Below are 19,661 nucleotides of genomic sequence, written 5' to 3'. Positions count from 1 at the left end.
GTACTGAACCAAAAAGCCCTATTGAAAACAGCTTCCGCAATAGCTATAACTAGTTAGAATATATTCCATCCCTTCTTATAAACAACAGGTTAAAACCAATATGGAAAAAATGATATCACTTCTAAAGATATGTTTATCATCCTTGTAAGCAAAGGCTTGATAGAAAAAAAAGGCGAATTTTGGTCCCTTACCAATTTAGGTGTAGATGCAGGGGGGAAATTTAAAACAAGTGCACAATATGGGAAATATATAACCTGGCCCGAAAATATAGATTTAAAACTAGATAAAAATACAGAAAAAAAAGTCTTTCTTACAACGACAGCCATCGGCAAAAAATATAATATTTCAGCAAAAAAAATGAATTTTATCCTCTCAGAGCTAGGCTGGGTATATAAAGTTATGAAGGGCTGGAAAACAACTCCACAAGGAATACAGCATGGAGGTCTGCAAGATGAAGACAAAAGGACAGGTATTCCCTATGTCAGATGGCCTGAAATGATTTTAAAATCTAATATTCTAAATAACACAATCAAGGATATACAGGGAGAAAAAGCACCTTCTTCTGATCCAGTAAATACACAAGATAATGATTTTCGGGAAAAATTTAAGGTTGAGCACAGAGCAACTGATGGTCACTTTGTTCGATCTAAAGCTGAAATGTTAATAGATAACTGGTTGTATATGGCAGAAATAGTTCACTCCTATGAACGAAAACTTCCCATAGAAGAAGACGTCTACTCCGATTTTTATATCCCTACCGGTAAGGTTTACATAGAATACTAGGGCTATGAAAATGATCAGAAATACCTTCAGCGCAAAACAAAGAAACAGGATATTTACAATAAGTATAATTTCAACCTTATTGAACTCGGAGATAAGGATGTCCTCAATCTTGACAATGTTCTCCCTCGCCTGCTTCTTAAATTTGGCATTCAGTCGTATTAAACAAAAAAACCTGTTGATAACTTATTCAGCTATGGGAAAAAACTGCAAAAAACAGTGCGCTTCTATCAGAAAAATGCTTAAAAAAAAGGCGAATTGTTATCAACAATTCGCCTTTAGTAACCATTTTAACAACTACTATTCAGGTTTGAGCTTTCGACCCAAAAGATCCTGTACCGCCTGCGAACAATCCTTGCCCTCATAGATGATATGATAGACCTCATCGAGGATCGGAGTCTCAACATCTAACTTCCGGGCAAGATCATAAAAAGACTTTGTGGTCTTCACTCCCTCTGCCACCATGAACATCTCACTCTCTATATGTTCAATGGAGTGGCCCTTGCCAAGTTGCAAGCCGACATTACGATTACGGCTAAGGTCTCCTGTACAGGTCAACAATAAATCTCCGAGACCACTGAGACCGGCAAAGGTGGCCGGATCAGCATTCATGGCAGCGCCCAACCTCTGCATTTCAGCAAGACCACGGGTGATAAGTGCCGCCCGGGCATTACTTCCATAGGAGAGCCCATCACTGATGCCTGCAGCTATCGCCATAACATTCTTGAAGGCCCCGCTTATCTCTAGTCCATCTATATCAGTACTGGTATAGACCCGAAAATAGTCGGTACTAAAAATATCCTGCACCTTTTTTGCCGTATCAGCAGAGGCAAAACCAACGGTAACGGCTGTTGGCTGTTTTTGAGCAACCTCTTTGGCAAAGGAAGGACCCGAAATAACCCCGAGCTCTATTAGCGCCAGAGCAGGATATGCAGCCAGCTCCTGGGCCATAACCATATGCATAGTGGAAAGGGTACTATTTTCAATACCCTTTACCGCTGAAACAATCTGACAATCAATAGGCAAAAATGGTATTAAATCCCGAAAAACTGTACGGAACACATGGCTGGGAACAACCATCAATACCAATTGAGCACCCAACACAGCTTTTTCCAGGGATGGAGTAGGATAGAGGCTCTCTGGCAAGGAAATACCTGGCAAATACCGACTGTTTTCCCCATCACTGATAAGCCTGTCAATGTGCTCCTTATTATGGCCCCAGAGACGTACCGGATAGCCCTTACCGGCCAGCAGGATCGCCAGGGATGTACCCCAGGATCCTGCTCCGATAACGGCAATGGATGGAGTTAAATTACTCATCCTCTGACACGTCGGGAATAATATTTACATCGGCCGCCAACTCCGTTGTAGCTACTGCTGTCCCATCTACCTCATCATCGAGATCTGATTCATCACGGGCAACGGTATCCATGCTCACAACCTTCTCATCTCCCTCAAGGTTAATAAGACGAACACCCTGGGTGCTTCGACCGATAATCCGCACATTTTCAAGGTTCATTCGAATCATCTTACCGGAATCGGCAATGATCATAATCTCCTCCTCATCACTGACCTGCTTGGCCGAGATAAGATCTCCATTACGTTCAGACTGCTTGATTCCAATGATACCCTTACCGCCACGCTTCTGAATACGGTACTCCTCAATGGGACTACGCTTACCATATCCATTTTCAGTAACAACCAGAATGGAGTCATTGGAGGAGGCAACAATGGCACTTACCACCTCGTCGTCTTCACCAAGGGTAATTCCCCGGACACCAGCTGCAGTACGTCCCATGGTACGAACATCTGACTCATGGAAATGAATTGCCTTACCCTTACTGGTACAGAGAAGAACAGTATCATCACCGTTAAGCAGATAGGCACCGATGATTTCATCACCCTCATTAATAGTAAGAGCTCTCTTACCCTTACGAAGAGGTCGTCTGAACTCCTGCAGGCTGGTCTTTTTGATTCGTCCCTGCTTGGTTACCATAAGGATGGTCTTAGACTTATCCTCATCTTCAAAGGAGGTTACAGGCAGAATGGCGGCAAGCTTCTCGCTCTCGTCCAATTCAAGCAGATTAACAATGGCCTTACCACGCGCTGTACGTCCCACCAGTGGTAACTGATAAACCTTACGCCAGAAGACTTTGCCATAATTAGTAAAGAAGAGAAAGGTATCCAAGGTAGAGGCCACATAGAGATCAGAGATAAAATCTTCCTCAATATTTTTGGCTCCACTCACACCCTTACCACCCCGATGTTGGGAACGATAGAGGGCAGCAGGATTACGTTTAATAAAACCAGAATGGGTAACCGTTACCGCCATATCCTCCGGAGCGATGAGATCTTCTGGAAGAAGATCATCAACTGCATCGATTATCACGGTACGACGCTCATCACCGTAGGTTTCACGAATCTCCAAAAATTCATCCTTGATAATGCCAAGAATAAGCGCTTCGTCGGCCAAAATGGTCTTCAACCTCGTTATCTCTTGTAGGACATTCTCGTAATCACTGGCTATCTTACCACGCTCAAGACCAGTCAGTCTCTGCAGGCGCATATCAAGAATTGTTTGAGCCTGAATAGGGCTCAACTCAAAACGCTCGACCAGATTGGTCTTGGCCTCTGGAGGATTTTGCGCTTTTTTGATAAGCGTTACTACTTCATCGAGATTGTTAATTGCTACATTCAAACCCTCTAAGATGTGCGCTTTTTCTTCAGCCTTACCCAACTCAAAGGCTGTCCTTCTATAAACAACAACCTTTCGATGGACAAGAAAATGCTCAAGAATCTGTTTAAGATTCAAGATCATAGGTTTGTTGTTAACAATGGCAAGCAGGATGATACCAAATGATCTCTGCATAGGTGTCATCTTATAGAGCTGATTGATAACAACCTCGGAATTTTCATTTCTCTTCAGCTCAATAACAACCCGGGTACCGTGTCTATCTGATTCATCGCGTACCTCAGAGATGGCCTCTATCTTCTTATCCTTGACCAGATGAGCTATCTTTTCAACAAGAACTGCCTTGTTTTGTTGATAAGGAATTTCTGTGATGATGATAGATTCGCGTTTACCATCCTTACTCGTTTCAACATGGGTAAGGGCACGCATAACAACAATACCACGACCGGTTTCGTAGGCCTCACGAATACCTGAACGGCCACAAATATAGGCACCGGTAGGAAAATCAGGCCCGGTGATAAGTGACATCAACTCATGTACAGTTATGTTAGGATCATCGGCTAGGGCCAGCAAACCATCAATAACCTCAACAATGTTATGAGGCGGGATATTGGTAGCCATACCAACGGCAATACCAGAGGAACCATTAATAAGCAGATTAGGTACCCGGCTAGGCATAACCGACGGCTCTGTGAGAGAGTTATCGTAGTTAGGCACAAAATCAACTGTATCTTTATCAAGATCAGAGACTATCTCGGTATCAATTCGAGTCATACGCGCTTCCGTATAACGCATTGCTGCCGCAGAATCACCATCCAGGGAGCCAAAGTTACCCTGACCATCGACAAGAGGATAACGCAGAGAAAATTCCTGAGCCATCCGGACAATGGTATCATAGGCAGCGGTGTCACCATGAGGATGGTACTTACCGATAACATCACCGACAATACGGGCTGACTTTACATAGGGTCTGTTATAGGCAATGCCAAGTTCGCGCATGGCAAAAAGTGCACGTCGATGCACCGGCTTAAGACCGTCACGGACATCAGGAAGAGCGCGACCGATGATAACACTCATCGCATAATCAAGATAAGATTTTTGCAGCTCTTTTTCTATGGATATCTGAGGAAATTGTTCCTGTACTGCTTCATTTTCTGTAGTCATAAACTTTCTATACTCTGAGGAATGCGAGCCTTCCGGTTATCAACAGAGATGTTGATAACCAGGGTTCAAATGCCTTGTAAGGATAATAGATCTATTAAATATCCAAATCAGATACTTCAAGAGCATGATTCTGGATAAATTCTCGTCGTGGTTCAACCTTATCACCCATCAAGGTTGTGAACATATCATCGGCCTGCTCTGCATCATTTATCTTGACCTGAACAAGTACACGATTCTCGGGATTCATAGTGGTATCCCAAAGTTGTTCAGGATTCATCTCACCAAGACCCTTATAACGCTGTAGATGACTCCCTTTGAAGGATTCATCACGGATGGTATCAACCATATCTGACCAGGTTTCAGCGGCAATTTCCCGTTCGACACCACTCTTATTGGTATGATGAATGATATAAGAGCCCCGAAGGAAGAGCTGAACATGCTCAAAAAGAGCTAGAGCCTTCCTGTATTCGCCGATAAGGGGTATCTCCGGCCCTAAGGTCATCATCACCTGAACTTTGCCTCTGACGGCGATATCAACCTCGTAACAATCTTCACGCCAATGGCATATTCGTATATTGCCAATGATGAACTCCTCTTCAGAAATTTTACTGATAAGATTCTCAACAAATTCCTTATCCTTAAACTGATCTGCCGATCTAATGCCATTGTCGAGGAGGAAAAAGAGCATATCTTCGAGAATATTTATCCTGTTCATAAAGGCAACGATACTCTCGTACATGGAGAGTTTTTCCAACAGGCTCACCAACTCACTACCCTCCACAACAACCTGATCAGAAACACGCATGATACGCATGGCCTCACTGGCCTGCTGGAAGAGGTGATGGTTAAGTTCTCCATCGTTGAGAAAGTACTTCTCCTTCTTACCCCGACCAAGCCGGTAGAGTGGAGGTTGACCGATATAGACAAATCCACCTTGAACCAAAGGTAACATCTGACGATAGAAAAAGGTCAGAAGCAGGGTACGAATATGGGCACCATCGACATCAGCATCTGTCATGATAATAACTTTATGATAACGAAGTTTTTCCACATCGAAATCATCCTTACCTATGCCAGAGCCCAGGGCGGCAATGAGATTCTTGATCTCTTCACTTCCCAGAATCTTATCAAAACGGGCTTTTTCCACATTCATAATCTTGCCACGAAGGGGAAGAATAGCCTGAATAGATCTGTCACGACCCTGTTTTGCAGAACCACCGGCAGAGTCACCCTCCACGATGAAAATCTCTCGTTTAGCGGGATCCTTTTCCTGACATTCAGCAAGCTTGCCGGCCATCAACAGACTGGTTGAACCCTTCTTACGGGAAAGATCACGTGCCCTCTTCGCTGCTTCACGGGCCCTTGCTGCTTCAACCACCTTAAAGAGGATTTTCTTTGCTACCTGTGGGTTTTGTTCAAGAAAAAGTGAAAGCTTTTCACTGGCAATTGATTCAACAATTGATTTTACTTCGGTATTACCAAGCTTTGTCTTGGTCTGTCCTTCAAACTGTGGATTAGGGACACGCACGGAGATGACACAGGTAAGTCCCTCACGGATATCATCACCACTCATCTTCTCCCGAAGATTTTTAGGAATAATATCATCGTTGGCATACCTATTCATGCACTTGGTCAGGGCTGAACGAAAACCAGCCACATGTGAGCCACCTTCTCGGGTGTTAATGTTATTAACAAACGAAAACAATCTCTCCGCATATCCATCAAAGTGTTGAAAGGCAATATCAACTTCAACACCGTCTTTTTCACCAATTATGCAGATAGGCTCAGCAACAATGGTGGTTCTCTTACGATTGAGGTACTGCACGTAGGAAATCACACCACCGGGTAACTTAAACTCCTCTTCGGGAAACTTATCTTCAGCACCGCTTCGTTCATCTTTAAGCTGAATTTTGACGCCCATGTTGAGGAAGGCAAGCTCACGAACTCTATTTTTGACAACTTCATAGTCATAAACAGTACTCTCGGTGAATATCTCTGGATCAGCTTGAAAGGTGACTATTGAGCCTGTCCTTTCACAATCACCTATGATCTCCAATTCGCTTGTCTTATCACCATAGGCGTAAGTTTGGCGATACATCTTTCCATTGCGCTTAACAATTACCTGAGCAACACTGGAGAGGGCGTTAACAACGGAAATGCCCACGCCGTGCAGGCCACCTGAAACCTTGTAGGAAGAGTGATCGAACTTACCACCTGCATGGAGAGTGGTCATAACAAGTTCAAGAGCAGATATCTTTTCAACAGGATGAATATCTACGGGAATACCACGTCCATCATCTTCAACAGTTACCTTATTGCCCTCATGGATAGTTACCTTGATAAGCTGACAGTGGCCAGCAAGAGCTTCATCGATACTGTTATCAACAATTTCCCAAATAAGATGATGAAGTCCTTCTATGCCTGTGTTTCCGATGTACATTGATGGTCGCTTACGAACAGCTTCAAGGCCATCAAGGACCTTAATCTGTTCAGCACCATAGCTATTTTTTTCAGTCACGCTGATTCCTTATAATTGTAAAACGTTCGTACTTTCAATAAGTTATACGAAAAAACCTTGCTTAGCAAACTTAGAGCTGCATCGGCATAATGATACTGGTAAATCCTGGATCATCATCAGAGTTAATCAAACAAGGACTATTACTTGAGTTGATATAAGCTTTGATTTTTTCACATTCCATAGCCTGAAGAGTATCAATAAAATATCGACAGTTAAAGCCCAGTGTTAAGGGTTCACCGGAATAGGCGATAACCTGCTCATCTTTTGCATTACCAAGATCAGCATTTTGAGAGGAGAGAACCATAAAATCTTTATCTATTGCCAACTGGATGGTGTGAAAGACATCCTCAGTGAAAAGGTTGATTCTTTTGAGAGAATCGAGAAAAGGTATTCGTGGAATTTCTAAACAATTTTCAAGCTGTACCGCATCAACAATGGCCTTGTATTGAGGAAATTCTCCTGTTTTCAAACTTACAACCATAACATCCTGATTGTTTCGCAGGATAAGTTTGTCGTGTTCAAAAGAAACTTCGATAGAATCTTTGTTATCACAGAATTTTTTCCACTCCTGAACACCTTTTTTAGGGATAAGAGTAACGGGATTTACTTTGAAATTAGTTAAATCAACAGGAACTTCCCTTCTCATGATGGACAGTCGATGGCCATCGGAAGAGATCATCTTCAAATAGTTCTTATCGCCTTCTTTTTCTTTTTCAAAGAGAATAGAGGTAAGGGTGTATATGTTTTCCTGTTCATTGGCTACAGAGAATATAACCTTTTCTATGAGTTCTTGGAAGAGATAGCTTTCAAAGACGGTAAAGCTATCCTCGTCATATTCTGGAAATTCTGGATATTCATCACTAGCCATACCTGCAAGGTTGTAGGTACTCTGTCCTGCTTTTATAACAACCCAGCTGTTTTCTTTTTCTTCAATTGATATTTTTTCTGAACCAGACTCACGAACAATTTCAAAAATTTTCTTTGAAGGAAGGGTGAGTGAACCTTCTCCATGAATTTCTGCCTTAATGAATATTTTCAAGCCTATTTCAAGATCTGTAGCAGTGAGAGTAAGACCACCGTTTGATGTTTCTATAAGGACATTGAAAAGAATGGCCATAGTGCCATTTTTATTCGTGATGTTTTGTATGCTACCTAATCCTTCTAAGAGATCTTGCTTCAACACTGTACACTGCAGAGACATGAAAACTCCTTTAATATATATTGTTTTTTATTATTATTATTATAGCCGTTCATATGTGTATAAGACTTTTAACATATTGTTATCATTAGATAAAAAATTAACTCTCTCTTGTTCTTAAAATAAGAGAAATTGTTTAGAAAAAGTTATCAACAGGTTTATCAAGAGTGTTTCCACCTACCTTTTAACAAAACCTGTGGAAAAGCTGTTGATAAGTCTGTTAACAAATGAAAAAGAGGTATTTTCCATTTTGTTAAATTCTCAAGTAAAAACAAATATATATGTTTAAAAAATTATAATACAATTATAGTAAAATTATAGGGATTTTTCAATAAAATAATGATGTTCTTTCATGGAGATAGGCAGTGAATAAAAAGGTTAAAGATTTGCTTGTTGAAGGGGTTAAAGAGGGACTTTTTTCTGGCGCTTCAGTAGCTGCCTTTCATGGAATGAAGGGGCAAAGTTTTTTAGTTAACTGTGGGAATACAGGTGATAATAACACATTTTTGGTTTCTGAGGATACTTTTTATGATCTGGCATCTTTAACTAAACCACTTGTTACAGCTTTGAGTATTGCCTGTCTGGTAGAAAGGGGTCTCTTGACTTTAGGGACAAGGCTCTCTGAAATTTATGGAAATTTATCAGGGAAGAAAGGGGATATTTCAATTGGTCACCTACTGTCACATGCTTCTGGTTTGCCTGCTCATGTTAAATTTTATGAGAGCTGTAAAGAGGATTGTTGGCAGTATGTGATTGAAAATATTTTGTATGTAGAGCCTTTGGCAGAAGTTGGGGAGAGCATCTATAGCGATCTTGGTTATATGTTGCTAGCTGATATTATTGAGAAAAAAGTTGGTAAAAGGCTCTGTGATTTTTGGTTTGAAGAGATAGCTATCCCTTTGGGGCTGGAGGAGGATTTTTGTTTTTCAGGTAATAAGCATCTGGGTCCGGAAAATTGTGCTTTAACATCTAACATTGTTGATAACTTTGTTTATTACTGTGGACAAGTACATGATGATAACTGTAGAAGTATGGGCTCTTATGCCGGACATGCGGGGCTTTTTGGCACAGTTAAGGGTTTGCTTAAATTGTGTAAAAGTATTGTTAACAGCTACTTTAGCAAGGGAACTTTGTCCTTTTGTTCACGGGATGTTCTTCTTCTCTTCTTACAAAGACAGCAGGGCAGTCACTGGACTTATGGCTTTGATACACCTTCAGGCCTCTATTCAACATCGGGGAGATATTTTAGCCAACACACCGTGGGGCATCTGGGGTTTACCGGAACTTCTTTTTGGTGTGATTTAGAGGAGAATATTATTATTATCTTACTTACCAACAGGGCACTATTTAACAATAACCTTCGGAAAATGAAGGTTTTTAGACCTGTTTTACATGACCATATTATGGAATATTGGGGGTATGATGAATCTTCTTCGTAGGGAAGTGTTAATAAAAAGAAAAAATCTTTCAGATGCAGAACGTTTTGAACAGAGTAAGAGAGCTGTTCAGAAATTGTCTGATTTTTTGGCAGAGGCCCAAACTGTCTTTGTCTATTTAAGTTACAATGGTGAGGTGGAAACTTTTGAGCTTGTTGATAAGCTTTTGGCCAGAGGTTTTCGAGTGACTATTCCCTGGACTAGTCTTGTTGATAAAAAAATTATTCCAGTAGAAATTTTTGAAAATAATTTTAGGATGTTACTTGAAGAAGGCCCCTATGGAATATCGCAACCATCCTCTACCTATATGGAAGAAAATAGTCTTTTGGCGGAGGAGATAGATGTGGTGATTTGTCCCGGAAGTCTCTTTGACAGGAGAGGTGGGAGAATGGGCTATGGCGGTGGGTTTTATGATAGATTTTTATCTGGGGAAAAGGCACAAAACATGAAAAAAATAGGGCTCTGTTTTCAATTTCAACTTTTTGATATTATTGAACAAGAAGATCATGATGTGAAAATGAATTATATTGTCACGGACAGAGAGGTTTTGACTTGTTAATATTGCCATTATCCTTACTTTATGGTAGCTAAGTTTCTTAACTGTCATTTAAAAAGAACTCTTTTAGGGTTGTTTTTTATATATATAGTAGGGTTAAAATTGGTTTCCATCCAGTAGATTTTCTGTTGATATATCAATATGTAATTCTTTTACTTTTCAGACTATGTTTAAAATATGCTTCCTCGCGAGCGATAAAATTCTATATGTTGGTGTTTAATGAAAGATATTAAAGAATTATTTAAGAAAAAGGCGAAGGTGTTGATAGCTGATGATGATGCTATTGTCCGGGAAACCATCTCAGAAATACTCGGGGTTTACGGCTATGAGGTTGAGTTGGCTTCATGTGGCGGAGAGGCTATATCTAAGGTAGATGATAGCTTTGATGTTATTGTCTTAGATATCAACATGCCTGATCTTAATGGTTTTGAAACCATGGATGCTATAGAAAAGTTGGGTTTTAATATTCCCATTCTTTTTTTAACCGGTGCCGGCTCTATGGATTATGCCGTTAAGGCCATTAATATGGGGGCCTATGATTTTTTAACGAAACCCATTAAAGATCTGGATCTATTTAATATTCAGATAAAGAGAGCTGTGGAGAAGCGCGCCTATATTCTTCGGGAACAGGAGTATAAAAAATCTCTGGAACATGAGATACGCATCAAGACAGCTCAGCTTGAAAAACAAAACAAACTGTTAACCTCTTATAATAAAAGCATTAAAAATGCGACTGTTCAGCTTATGGCAAGTTTGCAAAATGCCATGGAGGAGAAGGATTATTATACAGCGGGTCATACGACTAGAGTAACTGAATATGCAGTTATGCTTGGTCTTTCCATGGGAATATCAGAATCGGATATTGCTATATTGCGAAGAGCTGCTCAGTTTCATGATATCGGTAAACTTGTTATAGATCTCTCCTGTATTCAAAAGGCGGGCAAGTTAACCGATGACGAGTGGGCCTTGATAAAGAAACATCCGGAAGTGGGGGCCAGTATTATAGAACCCTTAGGTTTTATGGATAAAGAGATTGCTATTATTCGTCATCACCATGAAAGAATGGATGGGAAGGGGTACCCTGCCGGTTTAAGGGGGCACGAGATTGATGAACTGACACGTATCTTAACGGTTGTTGATAGTTATGATGCGATGACATCTCATCGTAATTATAAAGAAAATATGACAAGAGAACAGGCGGTGGCAGAGCTTGAGAGATGTTCTGGAACTCAATTTGACGCTGACATTGTAAAATATTTTTCCAGAAGTATTGTTGATTTTACGCTAAGTGGAAAATTTGAGGCAGATAAGCCTCTTGACTGTTATCTGAATTATACAGGGTAAGACATGAAAATTTCAGAAAAAGAAGTACAACACGTAGCTCATCTTTCACGATTGCACCTTGATCAAGATGAGTTGGCAAGCATGACAGAACAACTTGATGGTATTTTGTCCTATATGGAAAAATTGGCTGAAGTAGATACCGAGGGTGTTCTACCCACAACCCATGCATTTTCTAAAACAAATGCCTTTCGTGAAGATATAGTAAAAGACTCTTTATCTCAGGAAGAATCACTTGCCAATGGTCCTGTGCAAAATGGTACGGCCTTTCAAGTGCCACGAGTTATCTAGTATTAGTGGAATAATTCTGTGGATGATATACGAATTTTGATCTGTTTTTTTTGAGGAAAATATGAAAGCGTACGAACTCAGCATAGAAGAGGCCGCAGCAAAACTTCGAGCAGGAGATATTAGCTCTGTGGAACTCACTCAGAGTTGTCTCCAAAGAATTGGAGATGTTGAGGATAGAGTTAAGGGTTTTATAACAGTAGACGAGGAAGGTGCTCTTGCCCAGGCAAAGGCTGCCGATAAGGCCCTGCAAAATGGAGAGACAAATCCTCTCTGCGGTATCCCCATGTCTATTAAGGATCTGTTGGCAGTGAAAGATTTGCCAATGACCTGTGGTTCCAAGATGTTGGAAAAATTTATAGCACCTTATAATGCAACGATTGTTGATAAGTTGCAGGGGGCAGGCGCTGTAAATTTAGGAAAGGTAACCATGGATGAGTTTGCCATGGGATCGACCTCTGAAACCTGTGCCTTCGGCGTGCCTCAAAATCCTTGGAAAGAGGGGTATGTTGCCGGTGGTTCATCCGGTGGTTCCGCTGTGACGGTTGCGGCTCAGGAATGTTTCTTTTCCATCGGCACCGATACCGGTGGTTCCATTAGACAACCTGCTGCTCTCTGTGGGGTGGTGGGAATGAAACCCACCTATGGTCGTGTTTCCCGTTACGGTTTAACCGCCTTTGCCTCTTCTCTTGATCAGGCCGGTCCCCTCTGTCGAACGGTTGCCGATACAGCTCTGGTTATGAACAGTATCTGTGGTTATGACCCCATGGATTCTACCTCTATCAACCAGGAGGTGCCTGATTATACAGCCTCTCTTGTTGAGGGGGTTAAAGGATTGCGCATTGGAATCCCTAAAGAATATTTTGCCAAGGGCCTTGATTCCGAGGTGGAGAAAGTAGTTCGTAACGCCATTGCAGTTTTGGCCAGTGCTGGCGCGGAGATTGTTGATGTCTCCCTGCCGCATACCGAATACTGTGTAGCCGTCTACTATTTGATTGCCCCCGCCGAGGCAAGTACTAATCTCTCCCGATATGATGGTGCCCTCTATGGATATCGGGATCTGGAGTCGAAGACTCTGGAAGATATGTATAAGGACACGCGCTCGGCAGGATTTGGTGACGAGGTGAAGAAGCGTATCCTTATCGGTACATATGCCCTCTCCTCCGGTTATTATGATGCCTACTATAAGAAGGCATCTCAGGTGCGTACCCTTATCATTGAAGATTTTAAGAATGCATACAGATCCTGTGATGTGCTCCTCTCTCCTGTAACTCCTACTCCTGCTTGGAAACTGGGGGCAAAGTCCGATGATCCATTGGCCATTTATCTTTCAGATATCATGACCGTTTCGGCAAACCTTGCCGGTATCCCCGGTATGTCTGTTCCTGGTGGATTCACGGAAGATGGTCTTCCCGTTGGCATTCAGCTACAGGGATCACATTTTCAGGAGGAGATCCTGTTGAAGGTTGCCTATAACCTTGAAAAGTTACTTGCCATCCAGCCTGGAAAACTTGATTTCTAATGGATGAGAGAGGGTGACGAGAAGATCAATAATCCATATATAGTCGATCTATATACGGATTATTTTTTTTAAAGGCTCTTTGCCCCATTATTTGTTCCACAGTGCCACTGTTTCAAAAGGAGATTGCCTTGAAGTTAGATATTCCTGAGAATATAGAAAATATAAAGCCCTATCCACCGGGAAAACCCCTTGATGAGCTGGAGCGTGAGTATGGAATTACAGATTCTATTAAACTTGCGTCCAATGAAAATCCCTGGGGGGCATCGCCTAAGGCCATAAAGGCCATTGGCGAGAGTCTTGGTGATATGCAACGCTACCCCGATGGTTCTGCCTACTATCTGACCGAGGCCATTGCCAAGTATGCCGGGGTTGGCATGTCTGAGATTATTCTTGGTAATGGCTCTAATGAGGTTATAGAGTTTTTGGTTAAGGCCTTTGTTCAGGATGACAGTGAGGTTATTACCAGTCATCCCTCCTTTCTTATGTATCAAAAATTTGTTCAGGTACGGGGCGGGGTAAATCGGGTTATTCCTTTAAAGGATATGCACCATGACCTTCAGACAATTCTTGATACGGTAAACGAGAAGACTCGTCTTATCTTTATTGATAATCCCAATAATCCAACGGGTACCTATCTGGAGCCCGAACTTCTCATCGATTTTATCAACAGCCTGCCTGAGCATGTTATTCTGGTCCTCGATGAGGCCTATGTAGATTTTATGGATCTGGATAAGTGGCTGGATGTGCCCTCCCTTATTAAAAATCAGGCGGGACGCTGTGGCATTGTTTCTCTGCGAACATTTTCAAAGGCCTATGGCTTATCAGGTTTGCGGGTGGGTTTTGGTCTGATGGCAGAGGAGATTGTTACCTGTTTGCATAAGGTGCGTCAGCCTTTTAATGTGAACTCTCTTGCCCAGGTAGGGGCTTTGGCCGCTCTTGGCGATGTTGATTTTTACGAGCAGACCCTGTTGAAAAATCGTCAGGGGATGAAGTGGTTGATGAAAGAGATAAAAGGTCTTGGTTGCGAGCCTTTTGCCTCACAGACGAATTTTTTTCTTATTGATGTTCAAGGTAATGCTGATAAACTATATACAGAGATGCTGTACAAAGGTGTGATTATCCGCTCCATGAGTGCCTATGGATATCCTCACTATATTCGCGTTACTGTTGGTACAACCGTTGAAAACAAACGTTTTTTAAAGGCGCTCTCAGACTGTTTAAAAGAGCTTAATTATGTCTAAATCAATTGATGTTGTAACCATTGATGGGCCAGCTGGTGTTGGCAAATCGACGGTGAGTAGAAGGGTGGCGGCAGAACTTTCATATTCCTATCTTGATACGGGGGCAATGTATAGGGCTGTGGCAATTTATCTGGTGGATAGGGGGATAGATCTGAACAGTGAAGAGGATATTGCCTCTGCTCTGAAAGATATTGAATTAGAACTTCTACCGGCATCGGAGACAACGGATGATACGGGGGTGCTTGTTCAGGGAGTTGATGTCAGTCGTCGTATTCGTACTCCTGAATCAGGGATGCTGGCCTCTCGGGTCTCGGCTCTTGCCGTTGTTCGAAACAAGCTGACAATGCTGCAACGGGAGTTGGGAGAGAGAGGCAGGGTGGTTGCCGAGGGAAGGGATATGGGAACGGTTGTTTTTCCCAAGGCTCATTATAAGTTTTATCTGGATGCCGATGCCGAGGTTCGGGCTACAAGGCGTTATCAACAGATTCTTGCCCGAGGAGAGGTGGCGGATTATCCAGAAATTTTACAGCAGACAATTATGCGCGATTCAAATGATATTAAGCGAGTTATTGCCCCTTTGAAGCAGGCAGATGATGCCCTGTTGATAAATACAGGGGTGCTTACCATCAATGAGGTTGCTGATACTGTGTTAGAAAAAATTTTTTTTTAAGAAGCCGGGTCTAAGATTACTGCCCTGAGAGCCTTGCTTTTAACCCAGCCACCTTGGTCGTTTTTGTCCTCTATGTAGCTGTATTTGCCATATCTTTTATGGACAAGTATCATCCCGCCCTCTTTGATAAGTCCTGCTGACGCTGCATTCTCAAAAGGACTTATCAATAAATTTCTGCTTTCCTCTACAAGCACATAGATGGGCCATTGTTGATAACTTATTGCCGTTGCTTCGCTAGAGAGAAGCATGGCAATAACTGAACTACAAATAATGGCAAGAGCCTTTTTTCTGGACATTTTCTGCCAAAAGATCAGCACCAAAATGATTGGCAGAAAGAGGAGGAGGCTGAGTATTGTCCAGTTGTTAATTCCCACAAAAGAGATAAGCTGTTTCAGGCTATTCTCCTCCTTGCTAAAAAGTCCTGCCTCTTTTTCCACTAGCTGAAGGTTCTTAATAATATTAGCATTACCCGGATCAAGGCGAAGGGCGCGTTGATAGTAGAGTACTGCTCTACCCGTCTTCCCCAATTGAGCATAGGCGTTTGCCTGATTAAAAAGAAGTTCCATCGAGAAACCCTCTTGCTTCTCAATATTTTCATAGAGAGAAATGGCTCTGGCGAACTCTCCTGCGGCAAAGTGTCTGTTTGCCTCGTCAAGAGGTCTTGCCTGAACAGCTGTTACCAAGAGGAGCAGACTCCAGAGAGTCAGGACTATGGTTTTCATAAATAAAATTCCTTTTCTAAAGTAGAGAGGTAAACCTTCATTTCCTGAGCGCTGAGGCTTTCAGCACCATATCTGGCCCTATCCGCTCTCTCCAAAATTTCAATATATGTCCGCCCCTCTGTTTTTTCTCTAAGGGTCGACGCCGTAATTGTCGCTGGGTCCAGATCCAGAAGGAGGGCGCAATGTTGTTGGATGGCTTTTTGAGAGATCCTTAAAAAGGCAGATGGGTCATCTCCCTGCAGGGCCTCTTCTAGTTCAGCCAATGCCCTTCGGGCGAGTTTTTTGCGAAGAGTTCTTCTCTCTCTCTGTGGATTTTTATTCCGGATGTAGAGGTAGAGACGCAGGATAGCCAAGATAAAAACCAACAGGACTAAGCAGATAAATGTAGCCTCTATCCATCTGTTCATAAATAGGGGCGCGATCTTTTCATGAAAGCCACCGCTTACCTCGTACTGGGGGAGCAGGTTGGGAAACCTCTTTTCCGGGGAAAGGACCTTGGGCACGACCTCTGGCATGGGCACTGCTGCTTCTGGGGCGGGAGCTTCGGCGGAGCCCTTGATGGTAATTGGAATGGCTGCTGTTTTTATCTGCTCATATCTTCTTTTTTCGGGATCAAAGTAGTTAAAGGAGAGAGAGGGAATCTCTTTAATGGAAACATCTTCCGGGACAATGACCTGGTTAAAGTTTTTGTTTCCACCCCCCTGAACAGGGGTTGGGGAGTAGGCTTTCCAAGCCTCTGTCTGTGGAAAAACAGGGGCCATGACTCCATCAAAATTTCCCCTACCACTGATAGTTGCGCTGAGGGTCACAGGTTGACCTATGTCGGCGATGGCAGCATCTGCCCTTACCTCTACCTTGAATATGCCAACGGCTCCGGAAAATTTTTCAGGCCTTCCCTTTAAGGGAAGTTCTATAAGGGAAAGGGCTATCTCGTCACTTGAAATTTCTAAGGGAACCCTTCTGTTGTTATTAAAAAAAGAGTTGAAGAAGGGGTCTTTAAAATTATTGGCCAAGGGGGACTGTCTCTGTTGGGAGTAGACACTCAGTCCCATTTTAAATCTTATGGGGTAGGTTCCTGCCCTTATTCCTGTAATATTTGTCTGCCAATGGACGCGGGTATAGTTTTTGCCATTAAGGTTTACCTGGGACTGCTCTGGCTTCTCCTTTATGGGTGGCATAAGGAGTCCCTCCCCTATCAGTTGGGGGGTATAGTCAATTTTGCTTCGATAATCTCCGTTAAAAAAAACATCGATGCTCAGTGGGACAGACTCGCCGACATAGTGTCTTCCCGGAGATTCTATCTTAAAAAAGGCAATTTCGCCGCTCTCTGTTGCGCCCTTTTCTATTTGCCTTTGAGCTGGATGGACGCGGAACTGCAGGGGCCTGGTGCTATACTCCTTACCGGAGATCTCTATCCTAATGGGGGGGATAGTATAGCTTCCCTCCTGACTTGCCTTAACTGTATAGCTGGTTGAGGAGGAGGCAGAGAAGGCACCATTGATAAAGTTGACACTGGTTGAGGTCCCCCGGTTTTGCAAGGTGAGACCTGCCACTTCGGGAAGAGACAGGTTTATAGACTGTTGTCCCTCGATCCTAATGGTGAGAACGGCCTGCTCTTGGAGGTTAAACTCGCGGGGGCTTATACTCATCTCTATGGTCGGGTTCTGGGCAAAACAGACCTGAGAAAAGAGAAGTAATATGAAAACGGTGTATGTAATATATTTCATGGAATTACCATTTTTTTTCAACGGGGTAACTGCCCGATCTTTTTGGGACAAAGTTTAGCTTACCCTCTTCAGCTCGTAGGGCATTAAGGAGTCTCTGGGCCTCTTTTTTAGTCATTGCCTCTCCTCCAGGCTTGGCCTGCCTCTCCATCTCTGCCTGCTCTCCAGAATTTTGTTTCTGTCCGGAGGAATTTTCTTGACCTTTAGGGCTACTGTTTTTTTGGTTCTGTTGGTTCTGTTGGTTCTGTTGGTTCTGTTGGTTCTGTTGGTTCTGTTGGTTCTGTTGGTTCTGTTGGCTCTGTAGGTTCTGATGGTTCTGATGGTTCTGTGGTTCTGTTGGGTCTGCTTCTTCTGTCGCTTCTTTAACTCCTCCTCAACAATGGCCCTGTTTTTTTTGGCAGCGCTATTTGCAGAGTCGAGTTTCAGACAAGAGTCATAGGCTTTGATTGCCTCTTCCAATGGTTCTGTATCCGAGGATTTTTTTCCCTTTTGGTAGTAGCTGGTGCCAAGATTATAGTATGCCCTCTTTTGCAGTTCTACATCCTCTGTTTGGAGACACTTTTTAAACTGAAGAATGGCAGTATCAATCTCCCCGTTCTTATAGGCAGCTGTTCCCATATTGTACTGGAGCTGAGGATCATCAGGACTTCCCTTGAGGAGGGACTTGTATATTTTTTGGGCTCCCGCATAGTCTGCTCGATTATAAGCATCCTCTCCCTCACCCGCGTAGGACTTTACTGCTATCAGGCCCAGTATAGAGATGATGGCTAAAAAGCTGAATATTTTCAGGGTTTTTTTTGATGATCTGCGCCCTCTGCTTCCCTCTGCAATGAGGAATTCACTGGCCAGGAGGATAAGGGCCATGGAGAGGGGCCAGTAAAAACGCTCAATGGGCAGTTTCTCCCGCTGTTCCCTGAGCTCTTTTTTGGGAATAAATCTAAGCTTGTCGGTATAAATTTTTTTCAAACCCTGATTGTTATTGCCAAGGAGAACAGAGATACCACCCGTTTTTTCTGCTATCTCCTGCAGGGTCTCTTCATCCAGTTTTGATTTAACGTATTTGCCCGAACTGTCTCTTATGAAGGCTCCACCTGGTCCACCGGGAATCAGTTCGCCTGCCGCGGTGCCAACACCAATGGTGTAGATGGTAAGACCATTTTTTTTAGCAAGATCTGCTGCCTTTAAGACGTCTCCCTGAAGGTTTTCTCCATCGGTGAGGATAATAAGAATTTTATGGTTGCTGCTATCGGCCACTGTTTTTTCGGCCAGGGCTATTACCTTCGCTATATTTGTTCCCCTCCTTGGGATGATCTTGGTGTCAAGGGCCTTAAGGGAGTCGGTAAATGCCTGGTAGTCAAGGGTCAGGGGGCACATAAGATAGCTTGATCCGGCAAAGGGGATAAGTCCCACCCTGTCTCCGCCCAGGGTGGCGACAAAGTCCATGACTGCATAGCGGGCCCGTTCGAGGCGGTTCGGCTTTAGATCCTGGCTCAGCATTGAGCGGGAGGTATCTATGGCAAAGAGAATATCAATCCCTCTGCGTTGGACATCAACCCAGCGAAAGCCGTACTGCGGTCTTGCCAGGGCAGTACAGAGGAGAATGAGGGCCAGGAGAATCAGGCCTAATTTGAACCGTCTTCTGCTCGGTGAAATATTTTTTACCAGTCGTTGCTCCATTTGCGCACTGGCAAAGGTTCGTAGAAGCCTTTTTTGTGAGCGCTCCCGCAGGTAGGAGAGGACTATCAGGGAGAAAGAGAGGGCTATTCCCAGGGCGATCCATATTGGTTGGTGAAAGCTGAGCATTGTTGT

15 protein-coding genes are annotated in these 19,661 nt (G+C 43.0%); 8 read left to right on the top strand and 7 right to left on the bottom strand.

What is annotated here, in order from left to right:
* The first annotated feature begins 129 nt into the window (after positions 1-129).
* Positions 130-783: a hypothetical protein gene (locus DP_RS03255; RefSeq protein ID WP_011187898.1), complete on the top strand. Its 654-nt coding sequence runs from the start codon at positions 130-132 to the stop codon at positions 781-783.
* Between the two features lie 297 nt (positions 784-1,080).
* Here the strand turns inward: DP_RS03255 and DP_RS03250 are convergent, their stop codons facing one another.
* From DP_RS03250 to dnaN, 4 genes are all read right to left on the bottom strand, one after another.
* Positions 1,081-2,100 carry an NAD(P)H-dependent glycerol-3-phosphate dehydrogenase gene (locus DP_RS03250; RefSeq protein ID WP_011187896.1) on the bottom strand — a complete coding sequence of 340 codons (1,020 nt, stop codon included), beginning with the start codon at positions 2,098-2,100 and terminating at the stop codon, positions 1,081-1,083.
* On the bottom strand, positions 2,093-4,636 hold the full coding sequence (gyrA, locus tag DP_RS03245; protein ID WP_011187895.1) for a DNA gyrase subunit A: 2,544 nt from the start codon (positions 4,634-4,636) through the stop codon (positions 2,093-2,095). Before gyrA ends, DP_RS03250 begins: the two co-directional genes overlap by 8 nt.
* Before the next feature lie 94 nt (positions 4,637-4,730).
* Positions 4,731-7,154 carry a DNA topoisomerase (ATP-hydrolyzing) subunit B gene (gene gyrB, locus DP_RS03240; RefSeq protein ID WP_011187894.1) on the bottom strand — a complete coding sequence of 808 codons (2,424 nt, stop codon included), beginning with the start codon at positions 7,152-7,154 and terminating at the stop codon, positions 4,731-4,733.
* Between the two features lie 70 nt (positions 7,155-7,224).
* Entirely contained in the window at positions 7,225-8,337 is a 1,113-nt protein-coding gene (dnaN, locus tag DP_RS03235) for a DNA polymerase III subunit beta (protein WP_265588588.1), read from the bottom strand.
* A gap of 380 nt (positions 8,338-8,717) precedes the next feature.
* Between dnaN and DP_RS03230 the strand changes: the two genes are divergently transcribed.
* From DP_RS03230 to cmk, 7 genes are all read left to right on the top strand, one after another.
* Positions 8,718-9,791, top strand: a complete 1,074-nt coding sequence (locus DP_RS03230) for a serine hydrolase domain-containing protein (protein WP_011187892.1) — start codon at positions 8,718-8,720, stop codon at positions 9,789-9,791.
* Positions 9,772-10,347 carry a 5-formyltetrahydrofolate cyclo-ligase gene (locus DP_RS03225; protein WP_011187891.1) on the top strand — a complete coding sequence of 192 codons (576 nt, stop codon included), beginning with the start codon at positions 9,772-9,774 and terminating at the stop codon, positions 10,345-10,347. The genes DP_RS03230 and DP_RS03225 overlap by 20 nt, the downstream gene beginning before the upstream one ends.
* Before the next feature lie 216 nt (positions 10,348-10,563).
* Entirely contained in the window at positions 10,564-11,688 is a 1,125-nt protein-coding gene (locus DP_RS03220; protein ID WP_011187890.1) for an HD domain-containing phosphohydrolase, read from the top strand.
* A gap of 3 nt (positions 11,689-11,691) precedes the next feature.
* Complete coding sequence (gatC, locus tag DP_RS03215; RefSeq protein ID WP_011187889.1) at positions 11,692-11,976, top strand: Asp-tRNA(Asn)/Glu-tRNA(Gln) amidotransferase subunit GatC; 285 nt, start codon at positions 11,692-11,694, stop codon at positions 11,974-11,976.
* A gap of 61 nt (positions 11,977-12,037) precedes the next feature.
* Positions 12,038-13,495: an Asp-tRNA(Asn)/Glu-tRNA(Gln) amidotransferase subunit GatA gene (gene gatA / locus DP_RS03210; RefSeq protein ID WP_011187888.1), complete on the top strand. Its 1,458-nt coding sequence runs from the start codon at positions 12,038-12,040 to the stop codon at positions 13,493-13,495.
* Positions 13,496-13,623: 128 nt separating this feature from the next.
* Positions 13,624-14,736 carry a histidinol-phosphate transaminase gene (gene hisC / locus DP_RS03205; protein WP_041277578.1) on the top strand — a complete coding sequence of 371 codons (1,113 nt, stop codon included), beginning with the start codon at positions 13,624-13,626 and terminating at the stop codon, positions 14,734-14,736.
* Entirely contained in the window at positions 14,729-15,406 is a 678-nt protein-coding gene (gene cmk / locus DP_RS03200) for a (d)CMP kinase (protein WP_041277577.1), read from the top strand. Before hisC ends, cmk begins: the two co-directional genes overlap by 8 nt.
* On the opposite strand, the gene DP_RS16565 is transcribed toward cmk, so the two are convergent.
* The 3 genes from DP_RS16565 to DP_RS03185 form a co-directional block, all read right to left on the bottom strand.
* On the bottom strand, positions 15,403-16,128 hold the full coding sequence (locus tag DP_RS16565) for a tetratricopeptide repeat protein (protein WP_011187886.1): 726 nt from the start codon (positions 16,126-16,128) through the stop codon (positions 15,403-15,405). The two genes, cmk and DP_RS16565, sit on opposite strands and share 4 nt — an antisense overlap.
* Positions 16,125-17,855, bottom strand: coding sequence for a BatD family protein (locus tag DP_RS03190; protein WP_156792196.1), 1,731 nt, complete (start codon positions 17,853-17,855; stop codon positions 16,125-16,127). Before DP_RS03190 ends, DP_RS16565 begins: the two co-directional genes overlap by 4 nt.
* Before the next feature lie 111 nt (positions 17,856-17,966).
* Positions 17,967-19,655 (bottom strand): VWA domain-containing protein, encoded by a 1,689-nt coding sequence (locus DP_RS03185; RefSeq protein ID WP_041277575.1) that lies wholly within the window; start codon positions 19,653-19,655, stop codon positions 17,967-17,969.
* Positions 19,656-19,661: the final 6 nt, after the last annotated feature.

This window comes from Desulfotalea psychrophila LSv54 (genome assembly GCF_000025945.1).
Classification (GTDB): domain Bacteria; phylum Desulfobacterota; class Desulfobulbia; order Desulfobulbales; family Desulfocapsaceae; genus Desulfotalea; species Desulfotalea psychrophila.
The sequence above is the reverse complement of the archived record's forward strand: the minus strand, read 5'-3'. Positions and strand labels throughout refer to the sequence as shown.

Coding starts and splice junctions, on each gene's coding strand:
- DP_RS03255 (WP_011187898.1), top strand. CDS start 130: ATGTTTATCATCCTTGTAAGCAAAGGCTTGATAGAAAAAAAAGGCGAA.
- DP_RS03250 (WP_011187896.1), bottom strand. CDS start 2,100: ATGAGTAATTTAACTCCATCCATTGCCGTTATCGGAGCAGGATCCTGG.
- gyrA (WP_011187895.1), bottom strand. CDS start 4,636: ATGACTACAGAAAATGAAGCAGTACAGGAACAATTTCCTCAGATATCC.
- DP_RS03225 (WP_011187891.1), top strand. CDS start 9,772: ATGATGAATCTTCTTCGTAGGGAAGTGTTAATAAAAAGAAAAAATCTT.
- DP_RS03220 (WP_011187890.1), top strand. CDS start 10,564: ATGAAAGATATTAAAGAATTATTTAAGAAAAAGGCGAAGGTGTTGATA.
- gatC (WP_011187889.1), top strand. CDS start 11,692: ATGAAAATTTCAGAAAAAGAAGTACAACACGTAGCTCATCTTTCACGA.
- gatA (WP_011187888.1), top strand. CDS start 12,038: ATGAAAGCGTACGAACTCAGCATAGAAGAGGCCGCAGCAAAACTTCGA.
- cmk (WP_041277577.1), top strand. CDS start 14,729: ATGTCTAAATCAATTGATGTTGTAACCATTGATGGGCCAGCTGGTGTT.
- DP_RS16565 (WP_011187886.1), bottom strand. CDS start 16,128: ATGAAAACCATAGTCCTGACTCTCTGGAGTCTGCTCCTCTTGGTAACA.
- DP_RS03190 (WP_156792196.1), bottom strand. CDS start 17,855: ATGAAATATATTACATACACCGTTTTCATATTACTTCTCTTTTCTCAG.
- DP_RS03185 (WP_041277575.1), bottom strand. CDS start 19,655: ATGCTCAGCTTTCACCAACCAATATGGATCGCCCTGGGAATAGCCCTC.